Genomic DNA, 25,508 nt, shown 5'->3' with positions numbered 1-25,508 from the left:
GATTATCGCCTAATAGAATCTTTTTTCGCCCTCGGGGCGGGTTTTAAATCGTCGGTGCACCCAATAATACTGGGGAGGGTCCGGCCTGACCCAATTTTCGATCAGGTGGTTGATGCGCCCCGTGGCGTGCTCGAGGCTTTCTTCGCCCGGAAAGTCTTCGAGCGGCGGCAGCACCTGAACGGTATAACGGCCGGTTTCGAGGTCCAGCTTGCTGACAATGGGTACGACCGCCGCCTGCCACGATTTGGCAATTTGCGCCGTCGCTGGAATGGTTGCGGCCTGGACGCCAAAAAAAGGCAGGAACAGGGCGCCTTGGCGGCCGAAATCCATGTCCGGCAGGTAATAGATTGGCACACCGGCGCGCAACTGTCGAATCAGGCCGCGTACGCCGTCTTTGCGGCTGACCAGGCGCACGTCGTTGAAGCGGCCGCGGCCTTCGCGCACCAGTTGATCGACGTCTCTGTCGCTTTGCGGCGTATACAGGGTAGCGGAATGCAGCAGGAACTCCGACAGGCGGGTGGCGGCGGCATCAAGGGCGATGAAGTGCGGCGCCAGCATGATGATGCGGCGTTTGGCCGCGAGCAACTGTTCCAGGTGTTCCAGCCCCGTGATATGTATGGTTTCGCGAATGGTTTCCGGCCGGCCGAACCAGAACAGGCCGCGATCAATGACCGACTGCGCGAGCAAATAGAAGTGCCGCCGCAGCCAGGCTTCCCGTTCAGCGGCGGAGCTGTCGGGAAAACACAAGGCCAGATTGGTCCTGACGATATGAGCCCGGGATCGCAGAAGTTTGGGCGTGAGCCAGCCGAGGGCTAGCCCCCAGCGTCGCCGGGTGGCGCTGCCGCACCGGCCGAAATAGGAAAAAATCGCTCTCAGCAGATTCAGTTTGTTGAATGTCATGTTTCATTGGATCTGAGGGGGTGGCGGGGCGCCTTTTGGTGTTTTGTAGCGGTTATAGCTCCACAGATATTGCCTGGGACAGCGGCGGATCAGGGTTTCCATGGCTTGGTTAATCAGGGCCGCCTGTTCATGCGCATCGCCAGGCAAAGGTTCGGGCAACCGCAGGTAGTGGATGCGCCAGCCCTTGCCCCAGGGCAGGCGTTCGCCCGCCGTCAGGATGACGGCCACGCCGGTCTGGACGGCCAGTTTGCCGGCCAGGGTCATGGTATAGGCGGGTTTACCGAAAAAAGGCGCCCAGACCCCGTCGCCGCTGCCGGGTGCCTGGTCGGGCAGCATGCCGACGGCCTCGCCGCGTTTCAGGGCTCGAACGAACTCGCGCACGCCCTGCAGATTGGCCGGCACGGCATTGAGCTGCGGGGTATTGCGGGCGCTTTCCATGACCGGCGCCAAAAAGGCTTTGCGCGGCGGCCTGAACATGACGGTGATGGGGCCGTGGCGCGTCAGATAGCGGGCGGTCACCTCAAAGCACCCCAGGTGAGGGGTCAGGTACAAGATGCCGCGTCCCTCGCTCAGGGCGGCGTCGACCACGGCGTTGTCGCTGGTAACCACTTTGTCGAGGCTTTGCCGGTTGCGCAGCCAGACCTTGGGCAGTTCCATGATCATGGCGCCTGTTTCGGCCGCAGCCTGGCGAGCGAAGGCCGCGCCCGGGTAGCCTGCCTGCCGGGCATTGCTTTGCAGGCGCCGACGGTATTTTCCCGGGAAGGCATACACCAGGCGGCCGCCGATGCGGCCTATGCCATGCAGTATGGGCAGAGGCACGGCGGCGAGCAAGCGGAACAAGGCCAGCAGCATAAAACGACAATAACCCTTTTAGAATCAGTGTAAAAACGCATTTTTCTGTATTTTCGCTTAAAATACATTTCATCGCTGAGTTAACCGACAACTTGCGGAGCGATGGTCGTGCCGTTTGCAAGAATGGCCTGGCCTAAAAACCGCTAAAGCGTCGCGCCCCGTTTCAATGCTATACGCTACCCGAGGTGCAACGCATACCGTTCAACCTCAAGGCTGTTCATGCAGCCATTTCAAGGAACGTATTGCCGTGGCAAATACTGATTTTCTCTTTACCTCCGAATCGGTCTCCGAAGGCCATCCCGACAAGGTCGCCGATCAAATCTCCGATTCCATCCTCGACGCCATTTTTACCCAGGACCCTCACGCCCGAGTGGCCGCCGAAACATTGTGCAACACGGGCCTGGTCGTGCTGGCCGGTGAAATCACCACTACGGCCAATGTCGACTACATCCAGGTTGCGCGCGACACCATCAAGCGCATAGGCTACGACAATACCGAATACGGTATCGACTACAAAGGCTGCGCGGTGCTGGTGGCCTACGACAAGCAGTCGCCCGACATCGCCCAGGGCGTGGATCGCAGCCCGGAAGAGCTGTTGAACCAAGGCGCCGGCGACCAGGGCCTGATGTTCGGCTATGCCTGCGACGAAACCCCCGATCTCATGCCCGCCCCTATTTGGTATGCGCATCGCCTGGTGCAGCGTCAAAGCGAGTTGCGCAAAGACGGCCGTTTGCCGTGGCTGCGCCCGGATGCCAAGTCGCAAGTCACTTTCCGCTATGTCAACGGCAAGCCCGCCGAAGTCGATACCGTGGTGCTGTCCACCCAGCATGCGCCCGATATTTCGCAAAGCGAGATCAAAGAGGCGGTAATCGAGGAAATCATCAAGCCCAGTTTCCCCGACGGCCTGCTTACTTCCAAAACCAAATACCTGGTCAATCCTACCGGTGTGTTCGTCATTGGCGGCCCACAGGGCGATTGCGGCCTGACGGGCCGCAAAATCATCGTCGACACCTACGGCGGCGCCTGCCCTCATGGCGGCGGCGCTTTCTCGGGCAAGGATCCTTCCAAGGTCGACCGTTCGGCGGCTTACGCGGCGCGTTATGTGGCCAAGAACGTCGTGGCGGCGGGCCTGGCGCGCCAGTGCCAGGTGCAGGTCAGCTACGCCATCGGCGTGGCCGAACCCATTAATATCACTGTTTATACGGAAGGCACGGGCATTATCCCCGACGAGCAAATCGCCCGCCTGGTCCGCGAACATTTCGATTTGCGCCCGCGCGGCATTATTGAAATGCTCGATCTGCTTCGCCCCATTTATGCAAAAACAGCTGCTTACGGGCACTTCGGACGTTCCGAGCCCGAATTCAGCTGGGAAGCCACCGACAAGGTCCTGCTCCTCAAGCAGGCCATCAAGCTGGCGGTGTAATCCGGAGCGCACCCCTTTGTCGGGGTGCGCGTTCGGGCAGTGCCTGGAAGGAGTTTTCATTTTGGCTGACACGATCTTCAATCCCGATAGCAGCCGTAGTCTCAAGCCCAGCGATTCGCCTTGCGTGGCGGTGTGCTCTACCTTGTATGACGAAATATGCCGGGGTTGCGGACGTACCACCATGGAAGTCGCCAACTGGGTTTTCCTGTCCGATGAGGAAAAAAGCGCGATCTGGCTGCGCATCAAGGCGCAGGGCTACCCACGACGCAAGGGCTGAAAAAAACGGCGCGACTGCGCTACAATTCGACTTTCCTGAGGAGCGCTGCGACGGGTCTGGGCCGCATAGTCCACACGCCCGCTAGGCTCAGGAAACGTTTCTCGATTCAACGGCGCTCATCATCTCCTGTACCGCAGGCGAAGGTGGGCAGTTCCGTATCTTTGCTCCTTTCCCCGTACAGGTTTATTGGATTAGAACCATGAACACTGTCGCTGAAACTGTTTTTTCCGATTACAAAATTGCCGATATCGGCCTGGCAGGCTGGGGCCGCCGCGAAATCGCGATCGCCGAAACCGAAATGCCCGGCCTGATGGCAACCCGCGAGGAATACGCGCGCGCGCAGCCCCTGAAAGGGGCGCGTATTGCCGGCAGCTTGCACATGACGATTCAAACCGCCGTGCTGATCGAAACCCTGGTTGCCCTGGGAGCCGAGGTACGCTGGGCGTCGTGCAATATTTTTTCAACGCAAGACCATGCTGCCGCCGCGATCGCCGCCGGCGGCACGGCCGTGTTTGCCGTCAAGGGCGAAACGCTTGAAGACTACTGGCAATACACGCATAAAATCTTCGAATGGCCGGGCCAGCAGGCCAATATGATTCTGGACGACGGCGGCGACGCCACGACGCTGCTGCACCTGGGCACCAAGGCCGAATCGGATCCGGCGGTGCTCAACAAGCCAGGCAGCGAAGAAGAGCGCGTACTTTTTGCGGCCATCAAGGCCCAGCTCAAGACCGATCCCAAGTGGTATTCCACGCGCCTGAAAGAAATCAAGGGTGTTACCGAAGAAACCACGACCGGCGTGCATCGCCTGTACCAAATGGCCCAGAAAGGCGAGCTTGCCATTCCCGCCATCAATGTGAACGATTCGGTCACCAAGTCCAAGTTCGACAATCTTTACGGCTGCCGTGAATCGCTGGTCGATGGCATCAAGCGCGCCACCGATGTCATGGTTGCGGGCAAGGTTGCCGTGGTCTGCGGTTTTGGCGATGTGGGCAAGGGCTGCGCCCAAGCCTTGTCGGCCTTGCGCGCCCAGGTCTGGGTTACCGAGATCGATCCGATTTGCGCTTTGCAGGCTTCCATGGAAGGTTATAAAGTCGTCACGCTCGACGAGGCGGTGGGCCATGCCGACATCTTTGTGACGGCCACCGGCAACTATCACGTCATTACGCGCGAGCATATGGATCGCATGAAAGATCAGGCCATTGTTTGCAATATCGGCCACTTCGACAATGAAATCGATGTGGCAGCCATAGAAGATCTGCAATGGGAAGAGGTCAAGCCCCAGGTCGATCACGTGATTTTCCCCGACGGCAAGCGTATCATTTTGCTGGCCAAAGGCCGTTTGGTGAACCTGGGTTGCGCCACCGGCCATCCTTCATTTGTGATGTCGGCCTCGTTTACCAATCAGACCATTGCCCAAATCGAGCTCTACACGCGCGGCGAGGCTTATAAAACCGGCCAGGTTTATGTCTTGCCCAAGCATCTGGACGAAAAAGTGGCACGCCTGCATCTTAAAAAACTGGGTGTGCAACTGACCCAGTTGCGTCCGGATCAGGCCGACTACATTAGTGTGCCGGTAAACGGTCCGTACAAAGCGGATCACTACCGTTATTAAACTCGGGGCATTCATGCCAAGGTGCGGCGTTGTCTGCCGCATTTTGCGGCTGATGCCTTAAAACGGAGCGTCAAAGATGGAAATCATTCTGGTCTGGATTTTGAACGCGGTTGCGCTGCTGGTCGTGGCGTATATCTTGCCTGGCATTACTGTTTCGTCGTTCGGGTCGGCGCTCATTGCCGCGCTGGTATTGGGCCTGCTCAATACGCTGGTCAAGCCGGTGCTCATATTGCTGACGCTGCCGATAACCATAGTCACGCTGGGCCTGTTTTTACTGGTGCTCAATGCGCTGGTATTCTGGTTTGCGGGTTCAATCCTGAAAGGCTTCCACGTCAACGGCTTCTGGTGGGCTGTGCTGGGGGCGTTTGTCTATAGCATCGTTTCGGGGCTGTTGTCGAGGTTGTTGGGTCAATGAGTTTCAAACACGCCATCAGCCTGGAATTTTTCCCTCCGCGCGATATTGCGGCACAAGAAAAACTGGTGCGCTCGGCCAAGCAGTTGCTGGCCTTGCAGCCCAGTTATGTCAGCGTCACTTTCGGCGCCGGGGGCTCGACCCGCTCGGGTACGGCCGACACGATAAGCCTGATGCAGAACCTGGGCTACGATGCGGCTCCGCACCTGTCTTGCATAGGTTCCAGCCGCAAAGTGCTGACCGAAATCCTGGACGCCTACCGCGCCGCGGGAATCCGGCGCATCGTGGCCTTGCGCGGCGATATTCCGTCGGGCATGGGGGGCGACGCGGGCGAACTGCGCTATGCCAGCGATCTGGTGAGTTTCATCCGGGAACACAGCGGCGACTGGTTTCATATCGAGGTTGCGGCTTATCCGGAAATGCACCCGCAGGCGCTCACGTCTTTCGACGATCTGAACCATTTTGTTACCAAGGTGCAGGCCGGGGCGAATAGCGCGATCACGCAGTATTTTTTCAATGTCGATGCGTATTTCGATTTCGTGAATCGGGCACAGGCCAAAGGGGTTTCAATACCTATTGTGCCGGGCATCATGCCGATTACCAATCATTCGCAGCTGGTGCGTTTTTCGACCATGTGCGGAGCGGAAATTCCACGCTGGATCCGTCTGCGCCTGGCTGAATTTGGCGATGATCGTGCGTCGATCAAGGCGTTCGGGGTCGATGTGATTACGCAGATGTGCCAGCGTCTGCTCGACCAGGGGGCGCCGGGTTTGCATTTTTATACGCTTAATAACGCCGATGTAACCCAGGCCATTCATCGCGGTTTGCGCTGAACTGTAGATACCGTTCTTAAGACGCGGGGGCGGCGGCCCTGGTGGCCGCCCCTCTGGGCCGTCTTAAACCAGTATAGGCGCCGGTACTGCCCAGCCTTTGTCTGTGAGGATGGCGTCGAGCCGGATGTCGTGTGCCGCGGGGACATAGCTTTGGTTCGACAGGTCGCCGCATGCCCAGGCAATGCCTATGGTCGTGCAGCGATGGGATTGCGACTTGAGCGCGGCCAGGGTGCGGTCGTAATAGCCCTTGCCGTAGCCGACGCGATCGCCCTGGCGGGTGTAGCCCAAAGTCGGCACCAGCATCAGATCCGGAGGCGGAGCGGGTGCGCCCTGCGGTTCGGCAATCCCGTAGGATCCGGTGGCCATGGGGGTGTCGGGTGTCCACAGGCGGAATTCCAGCGCTGCGTTCGGGGCAGCCACCACCGGCAGAGACACCGTAAGGCCTTCCTCCTCCACCCATTGATGCAGCAAGGGTTGGAGCTCGGGTTCTTCTTCCAGGGACCAGAATGCGGCAATGTGCCGGGGTGCGGGCCGGTTGGCCTGCCGCAGGGCGGCGCGCGTTGTGGCCAGCCATGTAAACAGGCGCCCTCTGATGAGCAGGGCTCCCCGATGCCGATCAATGGGACTCATGTCGGTGCGCAACTGTTTTAGTCGCGCCCGGAGAGGGACTGCGGTATTCTCTATGCTGTTATTCATGGGTGATGTTATCGGGGTCGGGACACGATGTTATTGAAGCAAAGACAAAGGTATCAGAAAAAGCAAAATCTTTCCGGCATAACCTTTCGCACGCTGTCGCGCAGGAGCTGGTGGCTTGCGCTTTCGTTGGGTCTGGCCGGCTGTGCGGGTGCAAAGCTGCCCGACAACACCGCCAGCGCCACCACGGCGCCGCCGTCCTTGCAAGCCTCTCTCGAGCCGATCTTGCCCTCGGCGCCTGCGCCCTTGCCTTCACTAGCGGCATCGCCCGGCGCCGAGCAGGCGCTGATTGATTCGCGTGCCGCCATGCAGAGCCGGCAATGGGACAGGCTCGCCGCGTTGGTGCCACAGGCCAAGGGCGATCCATTGCTGGGCGATTACCCCACTTACTGGTATTTGCGCCAACAACTCCAGGATTCCACGGTACCGGCGCCTACCGCCGAGCTGCAGCAGTTCCTGTCGACCACCCATGATGAATATCTGGCTGATCGCCTCAAGGCCGACTGGATTCTTGCCGCGGCCCGCACCGGCGACTATGCAACGATAAATCGCCTGGGCCCTGTGGTGGTCAGTAATGCGCAAGTCGAATGCGCCCGCTTGCAGGCGCAGGCCATGACGGGGCAGCGGGTGTCCGCGGCACAGGCGGTGGCGGCGTTCGCGCCGGGACGCACCTGCTGGGCTTTGCTTGATTTGCTCGTTACCAGCAAAGTGGTGGGATGGTCGCAGCTCGAGCCCATGTTGCGCGCCGCAATCGAAAACAATAAAACCGGCGATGCGCAGCGACTGGCCGATGAAATGTTTTCCCCGTCCGAAATGGTCGCGTATCGGGCGCTTATGAAAAACCCCAAGCAGTGGCTCGCTTCGCAGAAGGCGCCTGGATCGCAGGCGCAAATCGAACTTGTCACGCTGGCCCTGGCGCGTCTGGCACGCAGTTCCGATCGAGACTCCGCGGCCGACTATGTCGAAAGCAAATGGTCCAGGGTGTTGCCCAAGGCCAATATCGAATGGGTATGGGGGCAGTTCGGGCTGATGTCCGCGCTTAATCTCGAAAACCAGGCTGTGCAGTGGTATCGGCGTTCGGGCAATGTGCCCATGACCGACTACAACCACGCCTGGGAAGTTCGCATCGAGTTGCGGCAAGGCAAAATCGATTGGCAAAGAGTGAAGCGCTCTATCGGTAAAATGTCGGCTGCGCAGCAGGCCGAGCCGGTCTGGACCTACTGGTACGGACGCGCCCTGGCGGCGCAGGGCGATCAGGCGGGAGCCAAGGCGCGCTATGTGTCGATAGAAAAAGATTTGAATTTTTACGGCCAATTGGCCAATGAAGAGCTGGGCCGGCCCATACCAATTCCGCCCGCTCCGCCCGCGGTAACACCCTTGGAGCTGAACGTCGCGAGATCCAACACGGGCTTGCTGCGGGCCATCAAGCTGTTTCGCCTGGGATGGCGTCCCGAGGCAGTTCCGGAATGGAACTACACGCTCCGCGGCATGAGCGACCGTCAACTGTTGGCCGCTGCCGAGCTTGCCCGCCAGGAGCAGATTTTTGACCGGGTGGTGAACACCTCGTTGAAAACCAAACAGGAAATCGACTTCAAGCAGCGGTTTATTGCGCCTTTCGAGGGGCGTGTTACCGAAAAGGCGCGCTTGATCAACCTGGATCCGGCCTGGGTATACGGGCTGATACGCCAGGAGTCGCGGTTTATTACCGATGCCCGCTCAAGTGTCGGGGCTTCGGGCCTGATGCAGCTTATGCCGGCGACAGCCCGTTGGGTGGCGCGCAAGATCGGCATGAACGACTTTACGCCTTCGTCGGTCAACGATTTCGACACCAATACGGTGCTGGGCACCAATTACCTGAGCATGGTGCTGCGAGACCTGAACGGCTCGCAGGTGCTGGCCACGGCGGGTTATAACGCCGGACCCCGGCGCTCGGTGCTATGGCGGTCCAAACTCAGCGGCCCTGTAGAGGGTGCGATCTTTGCCGAAACCATACCCTTCACCGAAACGCGTTTGTATGTCAAGAATGTGATGTCCAACGCCGCTTATTACTCCGCCATGTTCACGGGCCAGCCGCATTCCCTGAAAGCGAGGCTGGGGGTGATTTCCCCCGAGCCCAATGAGAAGGTCGATTTGCCGTAGACCTGGCGGGCACAAGGCCGGCCTTACGGGATCCGCCCGCCACATACCACTGAATAATGAGCACACGCCAGACCGACAATGACTCTTGTACCCAGGGCCTCGACGTTTATATCGTCGGAGGCGCGGTGCGGGATCGCTTGCTGGGCCTGCCTGCCGGCGACCGCGACTGGGTAGTGGTGGGTGCCTCGCCGGAATTGATGGCCAGGCGCGGCTTCATTCCGGTGGGCGGCGATTTTCCGGTTTTCCTCCATCCGGAAACCAAGGAAGAATATGCGTTGGCGCGCACCGAGCGCAAGTCGGGGCGCGGCTACAAGGGTTTCACATTCTACGCCGGGCTCGATGTCACGCTGGATGCCGATTTGAAGCGGCGGGACCTGACCGTCAATGCCATCGCCCAGGCGGCCGACGGCCATCTGGTGGATCCCCTGGGCGGGCAAGCGGATCTGAAGGCGAAGGTACTGCGCCATGTCGGACAGGCCTTTGTGGAAGATCCTGTGCGCTTGCTGCGCCTGGCCCGCTTCGCGGCGCGTTTCCACGATTTTTCCATCGCGCCTGAAACGCTGGTGCTGGCGCGCAAACTGGTGACTGATGGCGAGGTGGATGCACTGGTGCCGGAACGGGTGTGGCGTGAAATGGTCAAGGGCCTGATGACGGGGCATCCGGGCCGCATGTTCCAGGTGCTTGAGTCCACGGGCGCCCTGGCCAGGGTTATGCCCGGCCTGGTGTTCAACGATGAGATCGATGGGCAACTGGCAGCGGCGGCGCGCGCGGGCTTGCCGCTTGCCTCGCGCTTTGCCTTGCTCTGCCGCTTGTCGGCGCGGCCCGAGGGCCTGGCCGCACATTTGCGCGCTCCGACCGAATGCCGGGACTATGCGCGCCTGTTGCCTGTGGTAGTGGCGGCGGTCCATGATGCGCGAAACGGCAGCGCTCCTGAAGGATGGCTGGACCTCCTCGAACACTGCGACGCCTTGCGCAAGCCGGCGCGTTTCCTGGATCTGCTCAATGCCTCGGCCTGTGTGGCGATGGTTGATCTGGCTGCCTGGCAAGAGCGCGTGGCGGCGGTTCGATCGGTTGACGCGGGAGCCATTGCGAAGGCGTGTGGCGGCCAGGCCGGGCAAATCAAGGCGGCATTGCGCGAGGCGCGCTTGGAAGCGCTGGAGAGTAGTCGGGGGGTTGCTTAATGCGGCTTGGTTTGGTTCGGCGCGCTTTTGGCTTCGTGCGCTGCGATGGGCGGGTATGGATTCCGGCCAGATCGTCGCTTTGCTCCTCAACCTGGCCTCCACCCACACCCGCCCATTTACAGGCGATGCCGACGGTCGCCGGATGCGAAGCCCGTCAACGGTCCGGTGACGCCGCGGCCTATGGCCAGCACTTTGAACAATTCCCCCATTTCAGTCTCGGCAATCAGTTTTTGCACAGGCGCCATGGCCCTGGCGTATTGCTGCGCATCACTGGGATCGAGCTGGGCAAGTAACTGCGGTAGGCCGGCATTCATTAAAAACCGCGCCTGCGACGTATAGCCCAGCACGTCCAGGCCCGCTGTCAACGCGGCATCGGCCATGGCGGTGAAATCGACATGAGTCGTGATGTCCTGCAAACCGGCGTGCAGCAATGGTTCGCTATGCGCGTGATGGCGGAAGTGACACATCAGCGTGCCTGTCGCCCGCTGCGGATGATAGTACTCGCGTTGCGGAAAGCCATAGTCTATAAGCAGGGCGGCGCCGCGTTCGAGCCAGCTTCCCATCTGCCGGATCCAGGCCTCGGCCTGCAGGTTGATTTCCGATTGATACCCCGCCAGGGCGGGCATGCGTTGTGCCACGGTCTGTTGCAAGGCCTGCGAAGCAAGGCGTTCGACATAGATGAACGGCACCGCCGGGGGGGGCGCATCTGTCGGTGACCGATTGATAGCCTGGGCATCGGCGTTGGGCAATGGGCCGGATTGCGGCTGTTCGGTGCCTCCTGCGTGTCCGGCATGGGCCAGCCGGGTAGCCCGTTGCGCCAGCGTCATGGTGCTGATGTCGCCGTCGATGGCGCTCAGGCTGACCCCGATTTCATACAGTTTTTCGTTCTGCCCCCAGCGGAACAAGGTAGCGGGCATCGCGTCGAGCACCTCGTTGGCAATGACACAGCCTGAGAATGTTTCGGGCAAATGATCCAGCCATGTAATGGGTGCGCCCGATCCGGCCAGGTTCTGTTGCTGGCGCGCGCGCAGATCGGCTGAGATTTCAAGTATCTGGTAGTCCACATCGATGCCGAGCTGCCGCAAGGCGGGGATCAGTGCCGCTGCCAGAGCTCCCGAGCCGGCGCCGAACTCCAGCACCCGGTTCGAATCGCTGGCGGCCAATATTTGTGCCGTCTGGCGGGCCAGCGTCTGGCCGAACAGGGGGGTGAGTTCCGGAGCGGTTGTGAAATCGCCTGTGGGCAGGTCGCCGGAAAACTTGGTATTGCCGGCGGCGTAGTAGCCCAGGCCCGGGGCATATAGCGCCAGGTTCATCCATTGCTCGAACGGCAGGAAGCCCAGGGTTGCTTCTTCGATGTTCCGGATCAGACAGGCCTCCACCGCCCGCTGGTGCTGGCGCGATGCGGGATCCAGCGCGGGCAGGCCCGAGGGAATGGCGGGGTGAGGGTTAATCGTCATGGTTGTCCGGTCGAGTACTTTTATTGGCAGAATGTTTGAAGGTGTAGAGCGCGTAGCACATGGCAATCAGGAAGGCGAGCAGAAGCGCTATGGTTACCGCCACGATGAAATTGCCGAATGCAATCCACAGGGGGAGAGTCAGCAGCATGGCTAATAACAGAGGTTTGCGGACAAGCTGTTTCATCGGGATCGGTAAAAAATCGAATGCAGTGGGCGGGCCGGGGAGGCCTGGCCTGGCTGCCTTGCATTTTATAGCGCAAAAAAAAAGCCCCGCGTGGAGCGGAGCCTTTTGGCGGTGCGGACCCGGATTGCGCCGAGTCCATTGCGCCGTGGTTTAGCTGAAGCTTCGGGCTTTATGCGCGCCTGTGGCAGGGGCGCTTTTGCCGCGGCTGGCGCCTGGCCTGGCACCGAAGCCAGGACGGGCGGGAGCACGCTCTCGTGTGCCGGGACGGCTGTCGGGCTTGCTTGCGCCTTTGTGAGCGAAGTCGCGATTGGCGCTGGCCGGCCGGTCGCCAAAAGAGGGGCGGGCATGCGCCGGCCTGTCGCCGAAGCTGGGTCGATCGGTGCGGGCACGCGTTTCACGTTGCGGCGCATCGGAGCCGGGGCGGGCGCCAAATGCCGGGCGGTCGGCGCGTGGCCGGTCGTTGTAGCTGGGGCGTTCGCTACGAGGAGCGCGGTCGGCAAAGCCGGCACGTTCGCCGTTACCGCTGCGTGCGGGGCGGTCGCCGCCAAAGCCCGAACGGGCTTCGTATGCGGGCTTGTCGCCAAACCGGGGCTTGCTTTCATAGGCCGGCTTGTCGCCAAAACGCGGCTTGCCTTCGTAGGCCGGTTTGTCGCCGTAAGGGCGGCTTGCACCAGGCTTGCGATCGTAGCTGGGCTTGCCACCGCCAAAACCACCACGGCCGCTGAAGCTCTTGCCGTTGCTCTTGCGATCGGTGTAAGTGGGGCGCACGGTTTTCTTGGGCTCGAGGCCTTCGATTACCTGGGGTGGAATAGGCTGGCCAATAAAATGTTCGATGCGGCGTATTTTGTGGCGTTCCGAGTGAACGGCCAGGGTAAAGGCCAGACCGCTGTTGCCGGCACGGCCGGTACGGCCAATGCGGTGGGTGTAGTCTTCAGGCTGCATCGGTAAATCGTAGTTGATGGCATGGCTGATGCCTTGCACGTCGATGCCGCGGGCGGCCACGTCGGTTGCCACCAGGATACGCAGTTGGCGCTTTTGCAGCATGCCCAGCGTGCGTGTACGTTGGCGCTGATTCATGTCGCCATGCAATGCCGCAGCCGAAAAGCCCTGGCCTGAAAGGCGGTCGGCCAGATCGTCGGCGCCGCGCTTGGTGGAGGTAAAGACAATCGCCTGGTCCAGATTGGCGTCACGCAACAGATGATCGAGCAGGCGCATTTTATGGCTGTTGTCGTCGGCGTAGAGCAGGTTCTGGGTAATGTTGGTGTGTTGTTGCTTGTGGCCCGAGACTTCGATCTGCAGGGGGTCGCGCATCATTTTGCCGGCCAGGCGGGCGATCGTGCCGTCCAGCGTGGCCGAGAACAGCAGCGTTTGGCGGTTTTCGGGAATACGGGCAACAATGGCTTCAATATCTTCGATAAAACCCATGTCCAGCATGCGGTCGGCTTCGTCCAGCACCAGGGTGTGCACGGTCGACAAGTTGACGCGTTTGGATTGCAGATGGTCGATCAGGCGTCCCGGAGTGGCTACCAGCACGTCAACGCGGCGCGACAGGGCCTTGAGCTGAGCGCCGTAGGGCATACCGCCGACGACAGTCGTGGTGCGCAGATCTTTGAGGTGAGCGCCGTAAGAGCGGGTTGCGGCATCGACTTGCATGGCCAGTTCGCGGGTCGGAGTCAGTACCAGAACCTGCACGCCGGTGCCTTTGTTGGCGGGCGTCAGGGAAATCCGGTTAAGCGCAGGCAACATGAAAGCGGCGGTTTTCCCGCTGCCGGTTTGCGACGAGACCATCAGGTCGCGGCCTTCCAGCGCCTTGGGAATGGCGGCGGCCTGGACTGGAGTGGGTTCGGTGAAGCCGGCTTTCAGAACGGCGGACAAGAGGCTGGGTACGAGACCCAGGGTTTCGAAAGACATGTGTGATCCTTTGCCGACTGAACGGCGCATACACATAGCGCCGTCTCAAATGAGATATGGCGCAGGTTGATTGGAGCATCGTGCCGACCGAATCAACCTGGAGTGCAGCGTGTACCGTAGTAGCAGGCGGCGAAAGGCTCGGGGGTCAGGGAGCGATGGCGTTCGACATGGGTGCTGATAAGTCAGTCAACTGCTGAGACACAGCATCTAAGCTGTAAAAAAATGTCGACGCGTCAATGTTGCAGTGCGGAAATTATAAGCGTGTTTGCGAATAAGGGAAACCCCCCATGTTGTAACCACACGACGTTCGGCCCTGAAAAAATTGGATTGCCTTTCAGGGACGGTGGGCGGGCACAAGGCTCGCCCGTTGCGGTAATGACAATAGGCGCCAGCCGCGGGCGGCCACCAGAGGTACTCCTACGCTGCGGCGGTTCCTGTCCAGTCGATGGGAGGCTGGCCTTGCTGGGCCAGCCATTCATTGGCCAGCTTGAAATGATTGCAGCCTATGAACGGCTTGGGCGGCCGCAGGGCCGATAGAGGCGAGGGGTGGTTGGACGCGAGGACCAGGTGGGGTCCATTGCTGGGTAGAAGCTGCCGCTTGGCTTGCGCATGCGACCCCCAGAGCATGAATACCTTGGGCTGCGGGCTGCGGGCCACGCGGCTGATGAGGGCGTCGGTCACGGCTTCCCACCCTTGCCTGGCGTGCGAAGCCGGTTGGCGCGCCTCAACGGTCAGAACCGTATTCAGCAGCAGCACACCCTGCTCGGCCCAGGGCGACAGGTCGTGGCCCATTCCCGTAGAACCAGATGGTTTATTGTTCTGGGTCTTGCCTGCATTGCGGTTGCGGGCACCATCGAAGCCCGGGTATTCGAGAGCCAGTTCTTTGAACATGTTTTGCAGGCTGGGCGGGCACGGGCAGGTATCGGGCACCGAAAACGCCAGACCTTGCGCCTGGTTCGGGCCGTGGTAGGGGTCTTGTCCCAGGATGACGACCCGGACCGTATCGGGTTGTACGTAATCGAGCGCGTGGAAAGGATAGCGTGGGTAGATTTCCGCGCCCGCGGCAAGCCGGGCGGCCAGAAATGCCGACAATTGCCGCAAGGCGGCCTTGGGCTCGGGCATGCGCAGGGTTTCCTTCCAGACCTCGTCCAGGTTTTGCAGATGGGTCAGCAGTGGACTGTCCAGCGTGTTTTGCGCTAGGGCGGGATCAAGGGTATTGGGCATGCTTGCGGGGTCCGTCGCGACCTGGTTGCTGGGCAACATGGCGATCAATCTGGCATGGTAGCCGGCAATTTGCTGGTCGATCCGGCTTTTTTGCTCTTGCCAGGCGTCGATTTGCGCCGTGGTGCGAGGCGGTGCGCAAGCCCAGATCGCTTCCGGAAAGTGGCTGTCGCCCTGCCAGCGTGGGATGACATGCCAATGCAGGTGCGGCACCATATTGCCGAATTGGGCCAGATTGATTTTGTCGGGGTTCAGGGATTGCCGCTGAGCTTGTTCCACCCGCCACACGATCTCCATGAAGTCCTGGCGCTCGCGCGGGGACAGGTCGCTCATTTCCTTGACGTGATCGCGCCAGATTACCCGGGTAAAGCCGGGGTGGTTCGAATCGGCCACGGAGATCACCTGCATTTGAGCGTTTTGCCAAAGCAGGTCGTCGCCGGGGTTGCGGCACAAGGGGCAGTTGCCGGTTGTCGTCATGGCTATTTGTGGCTGCTGATAATTAGATGTGCAAGAGGATTGCCGGTATCAATTTTTATCCTTGCCCAGCGCTTTTTCAAGAGTTTCAACGATGTGTCTGAGGACAGCCACGCGGGCGTGCTGTTTGTCGTTGGCCGACAGCACGTGCCACGGCTCCTGGGGTGTGTCGGTGCGCGCCAGCATTTCGTCGGCAGCCTGCACGTAGCTGTGCCATTTCTTCCGGTTGCGCCAGTCGTCGGGAGTGATCTTGAAGTTTTTGAATGGAGATTCTTCGCGCTCATGAAAGCGCCGGAGCTGCTCGTCGGCGGTCACGGCCAGCCAGAATTTGACGATGATGGCGCCATTATTGCTGAGCTGGGCTTCGAACTGATTGATTTCGGAGTAGGCTCGCTGCCAGTCTTGCGGTGCGATAAGTTTCTCGACCCGTTCGACCAGCACGCGCCCGTACCAGGAACGATCGAAAACCGAGACTCTGCCTGGCAAAGGTAAGGAACGCCAGAACCGCCACAAATAAGGGTGGGCGAGCTCCGCGTCGCTGGGGGCGGAAATGGGATGGATATGATACTGGCGGGCATCGAGCGCGTGTGTCACGCGGCGGATCGCACCGCCCTTGCCGGCTGCGTCCTGGCCTTCGAATGCCAGTATCAGGGACCGTGTCTTGAATTTATCGTGCCGCACCAGCCCGGCCAGCCGGCTTTGCCAGGCGGCCAACTGCTCGTCATATTCCTTGCCATCGAGCCGGGCTGTGTAGTCCAGGTTTTCCAGCCGCCGAGGTGTTTTTTTGTTCACAGCCGCCGCCTCGGCCGCCGAGGTCATTTTCTTTTGCGGACTCGGCTCGGAGCGGCTTGCGGGCCGTTGCCTGAGGGCTGCCAGGACGGCCTGGCCGGTGGCAACGGCCCGCACATCGGGATCGGCGCTGGGGATGATCTGCCAGGGAGCATGATCGGCCTGGGTCAGGGTAATGGCGAGCTCTCCGGCGCCGCGCAGGCGATTGAATTTTTTCCGGACTTTCAGTTCGCCGGGGCGAACCTGCCAGGCGGTGTCCGGGCTGCCCAGGAGTTTGTCGGTCCGTTCTTTCTGGGCGTTGCGCGAGAGGTGGTACCAGAGCTTGACGATTTGCACGCCATCCTGGGCCAGCATCGATTCAAATTCCTGAATTGCCTGGGCGAGATTCTGGATTTTGCCCTGGTCGGGCTTTCTTTTGGCGGCTTCTTTAAGCAATGGCTGGTACCAGGAGCCGAATACGATACCGGTGCGGCCTTTGGCCGGCAATTGTTGCCAGTAGCGCCATAATGGCGGGTAGCGCAGTTCTTCGGGTGTGGGAGCGCCAAACGCCATGGTTCGGATATGACGGGCGTCCATCCATTCATTGATCAGGTTGACCGCGGCGCCTTTGCCGGCGCCATCGATGCCGGCGATCACAATCAGCAATGAACGCTGGGCCTTTTGCAGGCGCGCATACTGCGCCTTGAGCAAGGCCGTGCGAAGTTTCGCTTCAAGCGGCCCAGCCTGTTCTTTGCTTAGCCTGGGATCCGATTCGGCGGCGGTAAACATGGACATGTCCCCAAGTGTTTTATAGGCGGATGTGCCATTCTATGCCGGTGCGAGGCTTATATACATTGCCAGCTCTTTATTCCGAGGCAAAAAGGTCGCGCAGGGCAATGCCGGGTTCGGGGGCGCGCATGAAGGCTTCGCCTATCAGGAACGCGTCGACCTTGTGTTCGCGCATCAGCGCGACATCGTCCCGTGTGAGTATGCCGCTTTCGGTGACTACCCGCTTATGGTCGGGGATGGCCGGCAAGAGATCGAGCGTGGTTTGCAGGGATGTCTCGAATGTGCGCAAATTGCGATTATTGATGCCCAGCAGCGGTGTTTGCAGTTCGAGCGCCAGATCCAGTTCGGCACGATCATGCACTTCAACCAGCACGTCCATGCCAAGCTCAATGGCCACGCCCTCGAGTTCATGCAACAGGTGCGGACTGAGGGCGGCGACGATCAGCAGGATGCAATCGGCCCCGAGCGCGCGGGCATGGATGATCTGGTAGGGGTCAATGATGAAATCCTTGCGCAGGACCGGCAGGGAGCATGCCGCCCGGGCTTGCCGCAGGTAATCGTAGGAGCCTTGGAAAAACTGCACATCGGTGAGCACCGACAGGCAGGCGGCGCCGTGCGCGGCATACGAGGCGGCGATGTCGGCAGGGACGAAGTTCTCGCGTATCACCCCTCTGGAGGGCGAGGCTTTTTTGATTTCGGCAATGATTCCGGGCTTTCCCTGGGCGACCTTTTCATCGATGGCCCGTACGAAGCCGCGCAAATCTTTGCGACTCTTGGCTTCGCGCAAAAGGTCCGCCTCGCTGCGCATCTGCCGCGCCGTGGCGACTTCTATTTTCTTGGTGGCGAGAATCTTGGCGAGAATATCGTTCATGCGCTGTATTTCCGTGTATAGGTGCAGAACTCTTCCAGTTTGGCCCGCGCCGCCCCATTGGCAATAGCTTCAAAGGCAAGAGCCAGGCCTTCCTTGATGGAATCGGCCTTGTTGCCGGCATAGATGGCCAGGCCCGCATTAAGGCCTACGATATCACGAGCCGTGCCGGCACGGTTTTCCAGGGCTTCGAGAACCATCTGCGCGGATTCTTCGCGATTGTTCACTTTGATCGAGCGGTTGGATACCATGGACATGCCGAAGTCCTCGGGATGGATCTCATATTCGCGGACTTCGCCGTTCTTGAGTTCGCCCACCAGCGTGGATGCTCCGAGCGAGGCCTCGTCCATGCCGTCCTTGCCATGCACGATAAGAACATGCTTGGAGCCCAGGCGTTGCAATACGCGCACCTGGATGCCGACCAGATCGGGATGGAATACGCCCATGAGTTGATTGGAGGCATTGGCCGGATTGGTCAGCGGCCCGAGAATATTGAAAATTGTCCGGACCGCCAGTTCCTTGCGGACTGCCGCCACGTTTTTCATGGCCCCGTGATGGGCCGGCGCAAACATGAAGCCTATTCCGGTTTGGGCAATGCTCTGGGCAACCTGCTCGGGATTCAGCGCGATATTGGCGCCCAGTGCTTCCAGCACATCGGCGCTGCCCGATGAGGACGAGGCGCTGCGGTTGCCGTGCTTGGCGATTTTGACGCCCGCGGCGGCGGCCACGAACATGGCCGCGGTGGAAATATTGAAGGTATGCGAGCCATCGCCGCCGGTGCCGCACATATCGAGCAGGTTTTCCGGATCGGGTGTGGCGACCGGCAACGCAAATTCGCGCATGACCTGAGCGGCTGCCGTGATTTCGCCCACGGTTTCTTTTTTGACGCGCAATCCCATCAGCAGGGCGCTGGCGATTTGCGGCGACATTTCACCACGCATCAGCATGCGTGTCAGGTGCAGCATTTCGTCGTGGAAAATTTCGCGGTGCTCTATGCAGCGTGCCAGCGCTTCGGCGGGAGTTATGGTCATGATTATGTTCTCCGTTGGGTCATAGCGTAAGAAAATTGCGCAGCAATGCGTGGCCGTGCTCGCTCAGGATGGATTCTGGATGGAACTGTACTCCGTAAACCGGCAGGGTTTTGTGACGCACACCCATGATTTCGCCGTCTTCGGTCTCGGCGGTCACCTGCAGGCAGTCGGGCAGCGTGTCGCGCTCGATGGCCAGGGAGTGGTAGCGGATCACGGTATACGGAGAGGGTAAATCCTTGAACACATCGGTGCCGGTATGGGTCACGGCGGATGTCTTGCCGTGCATGATCTGCTTGGCGCGCACGATTTTCCCGCCATAGGCCGCACCTATGGCCTGGTGCCCCAGGCAAACGCCCAGAACCGGCACCTTGCCGGCGAAATGCCGGATCAGTTCAATGGAAATCCCCGCTTCGGCCGGCGAGCAGGGGCCGGGCGATACGCAGATGCGATTGGGTTTAAGAGTGGCGATCTCGGCGACGGTCGCCTGGTCGTTGCGTATGACTTTGACGTCCTCGCCCAGCTCCCCGAAATACTGCACCAGGTTATAGGTGAACGAATCGTAGTTATCGAGCATCAACAGCATGTGGTTTCTCCTTGAGGCGATGCCTGTGCAATCAGATGGGTTCGTCCAGGCCGAATTGCACTTGTTCTGCGGCGCGCAGCACGGCGCGGGCCTTGGCCTCGGTTTCGAGCCATTCTTTTTCAGGGTCGGAGTCGGCCACAATGCCCGCCGCTGCCTGTACGTACAGCATGCCATCCTTGATGATGCCGGTGCGGATGGCAATGGCGACATCCATTTCGCCGCCGTAGCTGAGATAGCCGGCGGCCCCTCCGTAGATGCCGCGACGCACGGGTTCGAGTTCGTCGATGATTTCCATGGCCCGCACTTTGGGCGCGCCCGTGAGTGTGCCGGCCGGAAAGGTGGCGCGCAGCACGTCCATATTGCTCATGCCTTCGTGCAGGGTGCCGCTGACATTGGAGACCAGGTGCATGACGTGCGAGTAGCGCTCGATGGCCATGGTGTCGGTGACCTTGACCGAGCCGATTTCAGCCACTCGCCCGACATCGTTGCGGGCAAGATCGATCAGCATGACATGCTCGGCGCGCTCTTTAGGGTCAGCCAGAAGCTCTTTGGCAAGCTGCGCGTCTTCCTCGGGCGTGGCGCCCCGTTTGCGGGTGCCGGCCAGGGGGCGGATTGTAACTTCGGATTTCTGGTGGTCTTCCTGAGCGACGATTTCCTGGCGCACCAGGATTTCGGGCGATGAGCCCACGACGTGGAACTCGTCGAAATTCCAGTAGTACATGTACGGCGAGGGATTCAGGGACCGCAGGGAGCGGTAGAGCGACAGGGGTGAATCGCGAAACGGCTTGGCAATCACCTGGCCTATCTGGACTTGCATCAGGTCGCCGGCGGCAATGTATTCTTTGGCCTTGAGCACGGCGGCGATGTAGTCCTGTTTTTTGAAGTCGCGGCGGCTATCGGTTTGCATGCTGGCGTAAGCATAAGGGATCACCACCGGCGTGCGCAGTTTTTCACGCAAGTCCCTCAGGCGGCGTTTGGCCAGCGCATAGCTCTCGGCCTGTTGCGGGTCGGCGTAGACAATCAGGTAGGTGCGGCCGGCCAGATTGTCGACGATAACGAGCTCGTCGATATGCAGCAGCATGATATCCGGGGTGCCGCCCTCTTGTCCGGCCGGGAACGGCTTGACGGCGGGTCCGAGCCTGGGCTCCATATGCCGAACCGTATCGTAGCCGAAATAGCCGGCCAGGCCGCCTGAAAAGCGCGGCATTCCTGGGCGGATCGCTACTTTGAAACGCTGCTGGTAACTTTCGATAAAACGCAGGGGATCGCCTTCGTGCGTTTCGACCACTTCGCCCCGGTGCAGGACTTCAGTAAGGTTGCCCGAGGCGCGAATCACGGTTTTGGCGGGGAGCCCTATGAATGAATACCGCCCAAAACGCTCGCCTCCCACCACCGACTCGAGCAGGCAGCTGTTACGCCCACCTTCGGGGCCGGCATGGGCGAGCTTGAGATAGATGGCCAGCGGCGTATCCAGATCGGCATAGGTCTCGGCAATGAGGGGGATCCGGTTATAGCCTTGGGCGGCAAGCGCTTTGAATTCGATTTCTGTCATTTTGGTCTCGATGTGGTGCTGCTTTACATACAGGCCGGACAGGAATCAAAAAAGCCCGGCCAATTCTGGTTCCGGGCTTTGTTTTTCGGGTAATGCTGTCGGCACGAAAAGACGGAGTCTTGAAGGCCGGGAGAGGATTACCGCCACCCAGAACACAAACACCACCAGCGCCAATAGGCGCTGGGTGCAGGGTAATAAGACAGGGCAGCAGTCATGTTGTTTGGTGTTGTTGAGTCTGGCTTCGGTGGTCAGCCGCCCACCGGGCGGCCGCTTCGATAGACGACACTATATCATCGACTGCAAGAGTTCGCACGTCCTGGCCCTCGTTATAGCCATAGGGCACGGCCAGGACGGTGATTTTTGCCGCGCGCGCGGCTTGTGCGTCGTTGATGGAGTCGCCTATGGCCAGGGCCTGTGCGGGGTCGACCTGCAGCAGTTTGCAGGCGTGCAGCATGGGCATTGGGTGTGGCTTCTTCTCGGAGCACGTGTCGCCGCAGACGATATGCTCGAAAAAGTCGGCAATGCCCGCACGTTCCAGCAGGGGCCGTGTGAATTCGGTGGGTTTGTTGGTGACGATGGCGAGCTTTACGCCCTGTTTTCTGAAAGATCGCAGGCCTGCAAGCGCGCCGGGGTACAGGACGGCCCTGTTGCCGTTGCACTGGCGGTAGTGGCGCGCGAACGACTCCAGGCCGAGGCGATTTTTTTCCGGGGTGGCTGCCTCGTCGCCGGCAGTATTCGACAGGGCGCGGCGGATCAGGTTTTCGGTGCCTTTGCCGACATAGGTAGCGATGATGGCCTGGGGTAGCGGCGCCAGGCCCAGGTCGGCGCGCATGGCGTTGGTGGCGTCGGCAAGGTCGGGGATGGTGTCGAGCAAGGTGCCGTCCAGATCGAGAAGCGCTGCTGAAAAAGACATGGAATATCCCGGTAAACACAGTCGATACTGCAAATATTTTCCCGAATCGATAAATTCGGGGCTGATCCCGCCGTTAATTGTAAATGGGATTGCCCGCAGTCTGGGGCGACGGCGGCTTTGCGGCCATGCCGGAATATTGAAAACGTGCCGGATTGACATGTTTTTGTAACAAGCCCTGATTACAGTGGCGCGGCTTGTTCGCATACCGGCTTGCTGGATGGCGGGTCTAGGTGCTGCTGTAGCCGGAGGGCTGTCCGCCTGGCGTGTGTATCGGTAGTGCAAGGCGGATTATTCTCAAGGTTGATTCAACATTGTCATGGCAGCAACACTGATCAAGTATGAAACAGTCTTCCCCAGTAGCGGGGCCGGACGCGAAGAGAGCGTGCAAATGCTGGCAAGTTTTCACCGGGTTCTGCGTGAACAGGCGTTGACGCCGCTGTATCAGCCTATTGTGGATCTTCGTACCGGCGAGATCATGGGATACGAAGGATTGATTCGGGGGCCCTCCGACTCCCCTTTGCATGCGCCCAGCACGCTTTTCAAGGTTGCGCGCGGTTGCGGCAAAACCATCGAACTCGAGCAGCTATGCAGAAAAGTCCATATCGACAAATTCGTATCGCTTGGGCTGTCGGGCAAATTGTTTCTAAACGCCAGTCCCGATGCCTTGCTGTTGCATGCTCGCGGCGATTGCGCCGCATTGCTGGGTCCTCGGTTTGGCAGCATGCCTCCGGAAAATATCGTCATCGAGTTGACCGAATCCGACCCTACTTCGAATTATCAATTGCTGCGCCAGGCCGCCTCGGACTATCGCAGGCTGGGCTTGCGCATTGCCATCGATGATCTCGGCGAAGGTTTTTCCAGCTTGCGCATGTGGTCCGAATTGCGGCCGGAGTATGTCAAGGTCGATAAATACTTTGTTCAGGGCCTTGATGGCGATGCGATCAAACGCCAGTTTGTCCGTTCCATTTTCGAAATCGCCCGGCAATCCAGATCCATGGTGATTGCCGAAGGGATCGAAACCGATGCGGAATTGGCCGCGGTGCGCGATCTGGGCATACAGTATGGTCAGGGTTATTTGCTGGCGCGACCGAGCTTGAATCCCTCTTCCGTCCTGCCGTCCGCCACGCTGCGCCTGTTTGGGCCCGCAAGGTCCGTTGGGAGTTCGCCGAGCAGCGAGGTCGGCAAAAGCGTCGCGACCGTCAGGAAGATTCTGCGTGCCGTTCCCGCCGTTGCCGACTCGACCCCGACCAACGATGTGTATGAAATCTTCAAGCAGCAGCCCGACCTGCCGGTGCTGGCCGTTCTTCGGGACGGTGTGCCCATTGGCTTGATTCAGCGTCTTCGCATGCTGGATCGTCTGGCTCGTCCCTATCATCGCGAACTGTATGGCGCCAAGCCTTGCGCCCAGTTCATAGAAAACCAGCCCTTGATTGTCGATCATAAAACCAGTCTGCAAGATCTCGGCCATTTGTTTACGGAAGCCAATCCGCATCATTTATCCGAAGGCTTCATCATCATTGAACAAGGCCAGTTCATCGGCGTGGGCACGGGTTTGGACCTGATCCGTGAAATTACCCAGTTGCAGATCCATGCGGCGCGATATGCCAATCCGCTCACGCAATTGCCGGGCAATGTGCCGATCAACGAGCATATCGAAGCCCTGCTGTTGAACGAAGAGCCGTTCGCGGTGTGTTATTGCGATCTGGATAACTTCAAGCCCTTCAACGATCTTTACAGCTATTACAAAGGCGATGAAGTCATACGGATAACGGCCGGCCTGCTGCGCGCACACACGGACTCCGAGGCCGATTTTGTCGGGCATATTGGAGGCGACGATTTCATTGTGGTGTTCAAAAGCAGGGATTGGCTTGAACGTTGCCGGAAAATCCTGGGTGAATTTTCCGGGGCCACGGCGCATTTATATAAAGACAGCCATTTGGCGGCCGGTGGATACATTACAGAAAACCGGCAAGGCACTGCCGTTTTTCATGGTCTGGTCGGAGTCTCGCTGGGTATCGTCCAGATCAATACGGCGCTGCCGTATTCCAGCCATCAGATTGCCGAGTTTGCGGCGGCGGCCAAATCCGAGGCCAAGAAAATCTCCGGGAACTCGCTTTTTGTCGAACAGCGTCTGCTGATCGACTATGTTCTTGCCGAGACAAGGCGGCAATCCGAAGAGGTTGTTCGGGACCTTGTCCCGAATTGATGGCCTAGACCGAAAGCGATTCGCCTTTGACGATCTCCGCGCGCAGGCTGCTGATGATCGCCTGGTAGTCGGGGTGGCCGAAAATCGCCGATCCGGCTACAAAAGTATCGGCGCCGGCCGCGCGTATGGCGGCGATGTTGTCGATCTTGACGCCGCCATCGACCTCCAGGGCGATGTGCTGGCCGCCATTGTCGCGCCAGGCCTTGATCTTTTGCCGGGCTTGCGCAAGCTTGACCAGGGTGCTGGGAATGAATCGCTGGCCGCCGAAGCCAGGGTTGACCGACATCAGCAACACCATGTCCAGCTTGTCCATGACATAGTCCATCCAGTTCAGCGGTGTGGCGGGGCTGAATACCATTCCCGCCTGGCAGCCGTGCTCTTTGATCAGGGCCAATGTGCGGTCGGGGTGGCGAGACGCTTCGGGGTGAAAAGTGATGATGTTGGCGCCGGCCTTGGCGAATTGCGGGATAATGGCGTCGACCGGTTCAACCATCAGGTGCACGTCGATCGGGATCGTGGTGTAGGGACGTATGGCCTCGCACACCATGGGTCCCATGGTCAGATTGGGCACAAAATGGTTGTCCATGACGTCAAAATGTATCAAGTCGGCACCGGCGGCCGTCACCTCTCGCACTTCTTCACCCAGGCGGGCAAAATCAGCGGCCAGAATGCTGGGGGCAATACGATTGGCGGAGGTAGACATAGGCGTAAACTAAATCCCTGGTTCAGAAAAGGAGTCGAGAATAGTGTGCCATTATTGCAGCTTGGCGTTGAATGCCCTTTTATACCGCTGAATCGTCTAATTCGGAACTTACTCGTGAAACCTTACGACTTGACCGTCACCGTCACGCCCAGCTACTTGCCGGAACAATCCGAACCCGGCGAAGAGCAATTCGTGTTTGCCTATACGGTGCGCATTACCAATAAAGGCGAGCATGCCGCCCAGGTCATCAGCCGCCACTGGATCATCACCGATGGCCAGCAGCGCGTGCAGGAAGTCCGGGGCCTGGGAGTGGTGGGGCAGCAGCCTCTGCTTGCACCCGGAGAAACATTTGAATACACCAGCGGCTGTCCTTTGCCCACGCCTATCGGTACGATGCGAGGCACCTATCATTGTGTCGGCGAAAATGGCATTCCCTTTGAAGTCGCCATAAGCGAGTTCGTCCTGGCCATGCCCCGCACCTTGCATTAAATCGTATTTCGTATCACTGGGGTCATTGTTCATT

Annotated in this window: 23 protein-coding genes, 1 pseudogene and 1 riboswitch; of the genes and pseudogenes, 9 read left to right on the top strand and 15 right to left on the bottom strand. The window is 59.8% G+C overall.

The genetic code is table 11. The annotated features are described in order from the left end of the window. Positions 1 to 9: 9 nt before the first annotated feature. Both ACYVIS_RS02185 and ACYVIS_RS02180 read right to left on the bottom strand, forming a co-directional pair. A complete protein-coding gene (locus ACYVIS_RS02185; RefSeq protein WP_232742175.1) occupies positions 10 to 900 on the bottom strand; it encodes a lysophospholipid acyltransferase family protein in 891 nt (296 codons plus the stop codon). Between the two features lie 3 nt (positions 901 to 903). After that, a complete protein-coding gene (locus ACYVIS_RS02180) occupies positions 904 to 1,752 on the bottom strand; it encodes a lysophospholipid acyltransferase family protein (protein ID WP_232742176.1) in 849 nt (282 codons plus the stop codon). 247 nt (positions 1,753 to 1,999) lie between these two features. On the opposite strand from ACYVIS_RS02180, the gene metK reads away from it, so the two are divergent. The 5 genes from metK (at position 2,000) to metF (ending at position 6,312) form a co-directional block, all read left to right on the top strand. Further along, the gene (gene metK, locus ACYVIS_RS02175; protein ID WP_232742177.1) at positions 2,000 to 3,175 is read left to right on the top strand and encodes a methionine adenosyltransferase; all 1,176 of its coding nucleotides are present in this window, start codon (positions 2,000 to 2,002) and stop codon (positions 3,173 to 3,175) included. A gap of 61 nt (positions 3,176 to 3,236) precedes the next feature. Next, a complete protein-coding gene (locus ACYVIS_RS02170; protein ID WP_232742178.1) occupies positions 3,237 to 3,452 on the top strand; it encodes a DUF1289 domain-containing protein in 216 nt (71 codons plus the stop codon). Between the two features lie 31 nt (positions 3,453 to 3,483). After that, a riboswitch (S-adenosyl-L-homocysteine riboswitch) is annotated at positions 3,484 to 3,577 on the top strand. A 74-nt stretch (positions 3,578 to 3,651) separates the two neighbouring features. Beyond that, positions 3,652 to 5,067 carry an adenosylhomocysteinase gene (gene ahcY, locus ACYVIS_RS02165; protein ID WP_232742179.1) on the top strand — a complete coding sequence of 472 codons (1,416 nt, stop codon included), beginning with the start codon at positions 3,652 to 3,654 and terminating at the stop codon, positions 5,065 to 5,067. A gap of 76 nt (positions 5,068 to 5,143) precedes the next feature. Continuing rightward, positions 5,144 to 5,482: a phage holin family protein gene (locus ACYVIS_RS02160; RefSeq protein ID WP_232742180.1), complete on the top strand. Its 339-nt coding sequence runs from the start codon at positions 5,144 to 5,146 to the stop codon at positions 5,480 to 5,482. Continuing rightward, positions 5,479 to 6,312, top strand: coding sequence for a methylenetetrahydrofolate reductase [NAD(P)H] (metF, locus tag ACYVIS_RS02155; RefSeq protein ID WP_232742181.1), 834 nt, complete (start codon positions 5,479 to 5,481; stop codon positions 6,310 to 6,312). Before ACYVIS_RS02160 ends, metF begins: the two co-directional genes overlap by 4 nt. Positions 6,313 to 6,375: 63 nt before the next feature. Here metF and ACYVIS_RS02150 read toward each other — a convergent pair whose 3' ends face one another. Beyond that, a complete protein-coding gene (locus ACYVIS_RS02150; RefSeq protein WP_232742182.1) occupies positions 6,376 to 7,008 on the bottom strand; it encodes a 5-formyltetrahydrofolate cyclo-ligase in 633 nt (210 codons plus the stop codon). 27 nt (positions 7,009 to 7,035) lie between these two features. Between ACYVIS_RS02150 and ACYVIS_RS02145 the strand changes: the two genes are divergently transcribed. Beyond that, positions 7,036 to 9,144 (top strand): lytic transglycosylase domain-containing protein, encoded by a 2,109-nt coding sequence (locus ACYVIS_RS02145; protein ID WP_232742183.1) that lies wholly within the window; start codon positions 7,036 to 7,038, stop codon positions 9,142 to 9,144. Between the two features lie 56 nt (positions 9,145 to 9,200). Beyond that, positions 9,201 to 10,325 (top strand): hypothetical protein, encoded by a 1,125-nt coding sequence (locus tag ACYVIS_RS02140; protein WP_232742184.1) that lies wholly within the window; start codon positions 9,201 to 9,203, stop codon positions 10,323 to 10,325. Positions 10,326 to 10,441: 116 nt separating this feature from the next. Here the strand turns inward: ACYVIS_RS02140 and ACYVIS_RS02135 are convergent, their stop codons facing one another. From ACYVIS_RS02135 to ACYVIS_RS02085, 11 genes and pseudogenes are all read right to left on the bottom strand, one after another. Further along, on the bottom strand, positions 10,442 to 11,782 hold the full coding sequence (locus ACYVIS_RS02135; protein WP_232742185.1) for a class I SAM-dependent methyltransferase: 1,341 nt from the start codon (positions 11,780 to 11,782) through the stop codon (positions 10,442 to 10,444). Continuing rightward, positions 11,772 to 11,966 carry a hypothetical protein gene (locus ACYVIS_RS02130; protein ID WP_232742186.1) on the bottom strand — a complete coding sequence of 65 codons (195 nt, stop codon included), beginning with the start codon at positions 11,964 to 11,966 and terminating at the stop codon, positions 11,772 to 11,774. The genes ACYVIS_RS02135 and ACYVIS_RS02130 overlap by 11 nt, the downstream gene beginning before the upstream one ends. Before the next feature lie 150 nt (positions 11,967 to 12,116). Next, positions 12,117 to 13,913 carry a DEAD/DEAH box helicase gene (locus tag ACYVIS_RS02125; RefSeq protein WP_232742187.1) on the bottom strand — a complete coding sequence of 599 codons (1,797 nt, stop codon included), beginning with the start codon at positions 13,911 to 13,913 and terminating at the stop codon, positions 12,117 to 12,119. Between the two features lie 381 nt (positions 13,914 to 14,294). Further along, on the bottom strand, positions 14,295 to 15,101 hold the full coding sequence (locus ACYVIS_RS02120) for a uracil-DNA glycosylase (protein WP_370636018.1): 807 nt from the start codon (positions 15,099 to 15,101) through the stop codon (positions 14,295 to 14,297). Positions 15,102 to 15,287: 186 nt separating this feature from the next. Next, positions 15,288 to 15,575, bottom strand: a pseudogene (locus tag ACYVIS_RS02115) (HIT family protein); the annotation flags it as partial. Between the two features lie 48 nt (positions 15,576 to 15,623). Beyond that, the gene (gene pap, locus ACYVIS_RS02110; protein WP_460873189.1) at positions 15,624 to 17,129 is read right to left on the bottom strand and encodes a polyphosphate:AMP phosphotransferase; all 1,506 of its coding nucleotides are present in this window, start codon (positions 17,127 to 17,129) and stop codon (positions 15,624 to 15,626) included. A 76-nt stretch (positions 17,130 to 17,205) separates the two neighbouring features. Continuing rightward, entirely contained in the window at positions 17,206 to 18,000 is a 795-nt protein-coding gene (gene trpC, locus ACYVIS_RS02105; protein ID WP_460873137.1) for an indole-3-glycerol phosphate synthase TrpC, read from the bottom strand. Then, positions 17,997 to 19,028, bottom strand: a complete 1,032-nt coding sequence (gene trpD / locus ACYVIS_RS02100; protein ID WP_460873136.1) for an anthranilate phosphoribosyltransferase — start codon at positions 19,026 to 19,028, stop codon at positions 17,997 to 17,999. The genes trpC and trpD overlap by 4 nt, the downstream gene beginning before the upstream one ends. A 19-nt stretch (positions 19,029 to 19,047) precedes the next feature. Beyond that, positions 19,048 to 19,611 carry an aminodeoxychorismate/anthranilate synthase component II gene (locus tag ACYVIS_RS02095; protein ID WP_232742191.1) on the bottom strand — a complete coding sequence of 188 codons (564 nt, stop codon included), beginning with the start codon at positions 19,609 to 19,611 and terminating at the stop codon, positions 19,048 to 19,050. A 31-nt stretch (positions 19,612 to 19,642) separates the two neighbouring features. Then, positions 19,643 to 21,163 (bottom strand): anthranilate synthase component I, encoded by a 1,521-nt coding sequence (trpE, locus tag ACYVIS_RS02090; protein ID WP_232742192.1) that lies wholly within the window; start codon positions 21,161 to 21,163, stop codon positions 19,643 to 19,645. A 211-nt stretch (positions 21,164 to 21,374) separates the two neighbouring features. Then, positions 21,375 to 22,076: a phosphoglycolate phosphatase gene (locus tag ACYVIS_RS02085; RefSeq protein ID WP_232742193.1), complete on the bottom strand. Its 702-nt coding sequence runs from the start codon at positions 22,074 to 22,076 to the stop codon at positions 21,375 to 21,377. 316 nt (positions 22,077 to 22,392) lie between these two features. Between ACYVIS_RS02085 and ACYVIS_RS02080 the strand changes: the two genes are divergently transcribed. After that, positions 22,393 to 24,282, top strand: a complete 1,890-nt coding sequence (locus ACYVIS_RS02080; RefSeq protein ID WP_232742194.1) for a GGDEF domain-containing protein — start codon at positions 22,393 to 22,395, stop codon at positions 24,280 to 24,282. Positions 24,283 to 24,286: 4 nt separating this feature from the next. Here ACYVIS_RS02080 and rpe read toward each other — a convergent pair whose 3' ends face one another. Beyond that, on the bottom strand, positions 24,287 to 24,985 hold the full coding sequence (rpe, locus tag ACYVIS_RS02075; protein ID WP_232742195.1) for a ribulose-phosphate 3-epimerase: 699 nt from the start codon (positions 24,983 to 24,985) through the stop codon (positions 24,287 to 24,289). Between the two features lie 114 nt (positions 24,986 to 25,099). Between rpe and apaG the strand changes: the two genes are divergently transcribed. Next, the gene (gene apaG / locus ACYVIS_RS02070) at positions 25,100 to 25,474 is read left to right on the top strand and encodes a Co2+/Mg2+ efflux protein ApaG (protein ID WP_232742196.1); all 375 of its coding nucleotides are present in this window, start codon (positions 25,100 to 25,102) and stop codon (positions 25,472 to 25,474) included. The last annotated feature ends 34 nt before the right edge of the window (positions 25,475 to 25,508 follow it).

The organism is Paralcaligenes ginsengisoli, from assembly GCF_054781135.1.
The sequence above is the reverse complement of the archived record's forward strand: the minus strand, read 5'-3'. Positions and strand labels throughout refer to the sequence as shown.

Bases quoted from the DNA above. Each gene is read 5' to 3' on its own strand.
- ACYVIS_RS02130 (WP_232742186.1), bottom strand. From the start codon at position 11,966: ATGAAACAGCTTGTCCGCAAACCTCTGTTATTAGCCATGCTGCTGACT.
- ACYVIS_RS02135 (WP_232742185.1), bottom strand. From the start codon at position 11,782: ATGACGATTAACCCTCACCCCGCCATTCCCTCGGGCCTGCCCGCGCTG.
- ACYVIS_RS02145 (WP_232742183.1), top strand. From the start codon at position 7,036: ATGTTATTGAAGCAAAGACAAAGGTATCAGAAAAAGCAAAATCTTTCC.
- ahcY (WP_232742179.1), top strand. From the start codon at position 3,652: ATGAACACTGTCGCTGAAACTGTTTTTTCCGATTACAAAATTGCCGAT.
- ACYVIS_RS02160 (WP_232742180.1), top strand. From the start codon at position 5,144: ATGGAAATCATTCTGGTCTGGATTTTGAACGCGGTTGCGCTGCTGGTC.
- trpC (WP_460873137.1), bottom strand. From the start codon at position 18,000: ATGAACGATATTCTCGCCAAGATTCTCGCCACCAAGAAAATAGAAGTC.
- pap (WP_460873189.1), bottom strand. From the start codon at position 17,129: ATGTTTACCGCCGCCGAATCGGATCCCAGGCTAAGCAAAGAACAGGCT.
- ACYVIS_RS02185 (WP_232742175.1), bottom strand. From the start codon at position 900: ATGACATTCAACAAACTGAATCTGCTGAGAGCGATTTTTTCCTATTTC.
- metF (WP_232742181.1), top strand. From the start codon at position 5,479: ATGAGTTTCAAACACGCCATCAGCCTGGAATTTTTCCCTCCGCGCGAT.
- trpD (WP_460873136.1), bottom strand. From the start codon at position 19,028: ATGACCATAACTCCCGCCGAAGCGCTGGCACGCTGCATAGAGCACCGC.
- ACYVIS_RS02140 (WP_232742184.1), top strand. From the start codon at position 9,201: ATGAGCACACGCCAGACCGACAATGACTCTTGTACCCAGGGCCTCGAC.
- ACYVIS_RS02150 (WP_232742182.1), bottom strand. From the start codon at position 7,008: ATGAATAACAGCATAGAGAATACCGCAGTCCCTCTCCGGGCGCGACTA.
- ACYVIS_RS02180 (WP_232742176.1), bottom strand. From the start codon at position 1,752: ATGCTGCTGGCCTTGTTCCGCTTGCTCGCCGCCGTGCCTCTGCCCATA.
- ACYVIS_RS02080 (WP_232742194.1), top strand. From the start codon at position 22,393: ATGGCAGCAACACTGATCAAGTATGAAACAGTCTTCCCCAGTAGCGGG.
- trpE (WP_232742192.1), bottom strand. From the start codon at position 21,163: ATGACAGAAATCGAATTCAAAGCGCTTGCCGCCCAAGGCTATAACCGG.
- ACYVIS_RS02125 (WP_232742187.1), bottom strand. From the start codon at position 13,913: ATGTGTATGCGCCGTTCAGTCGGCAAAGGATCACACATGTCTTTCGAA.
- rpe (WP_232742195.1), bottom strand. From the start codon at position 24,985: ATGTCTACCTCCGCCAATCGTATTGCCCCCAGCATTCTGGCCGCTGAT.
- ACYVIS_RS02120 (WP_370636018.1), bottom strand. From the start codon at position 15,101: ATGCCCAATACCCTTGATCCCGCCCTAGCGCAAAACACGCTGGACAGT.
- ACYVIS_RS02095 (WP_232742191.1), bottom strand. From the start codon at position 19,611: ATGCTGTTGATGCTCGATAACTACGATTCGTTCACCTATAACCTGGTG.
- ACYVIS_RS02085 (WP_232742193.1), bottom strand. From the start codon at position 22,076: ATGTCTTTTTCAGCAGCGCTTCTCGATCTGGACGGCACCTTGCTCGAC.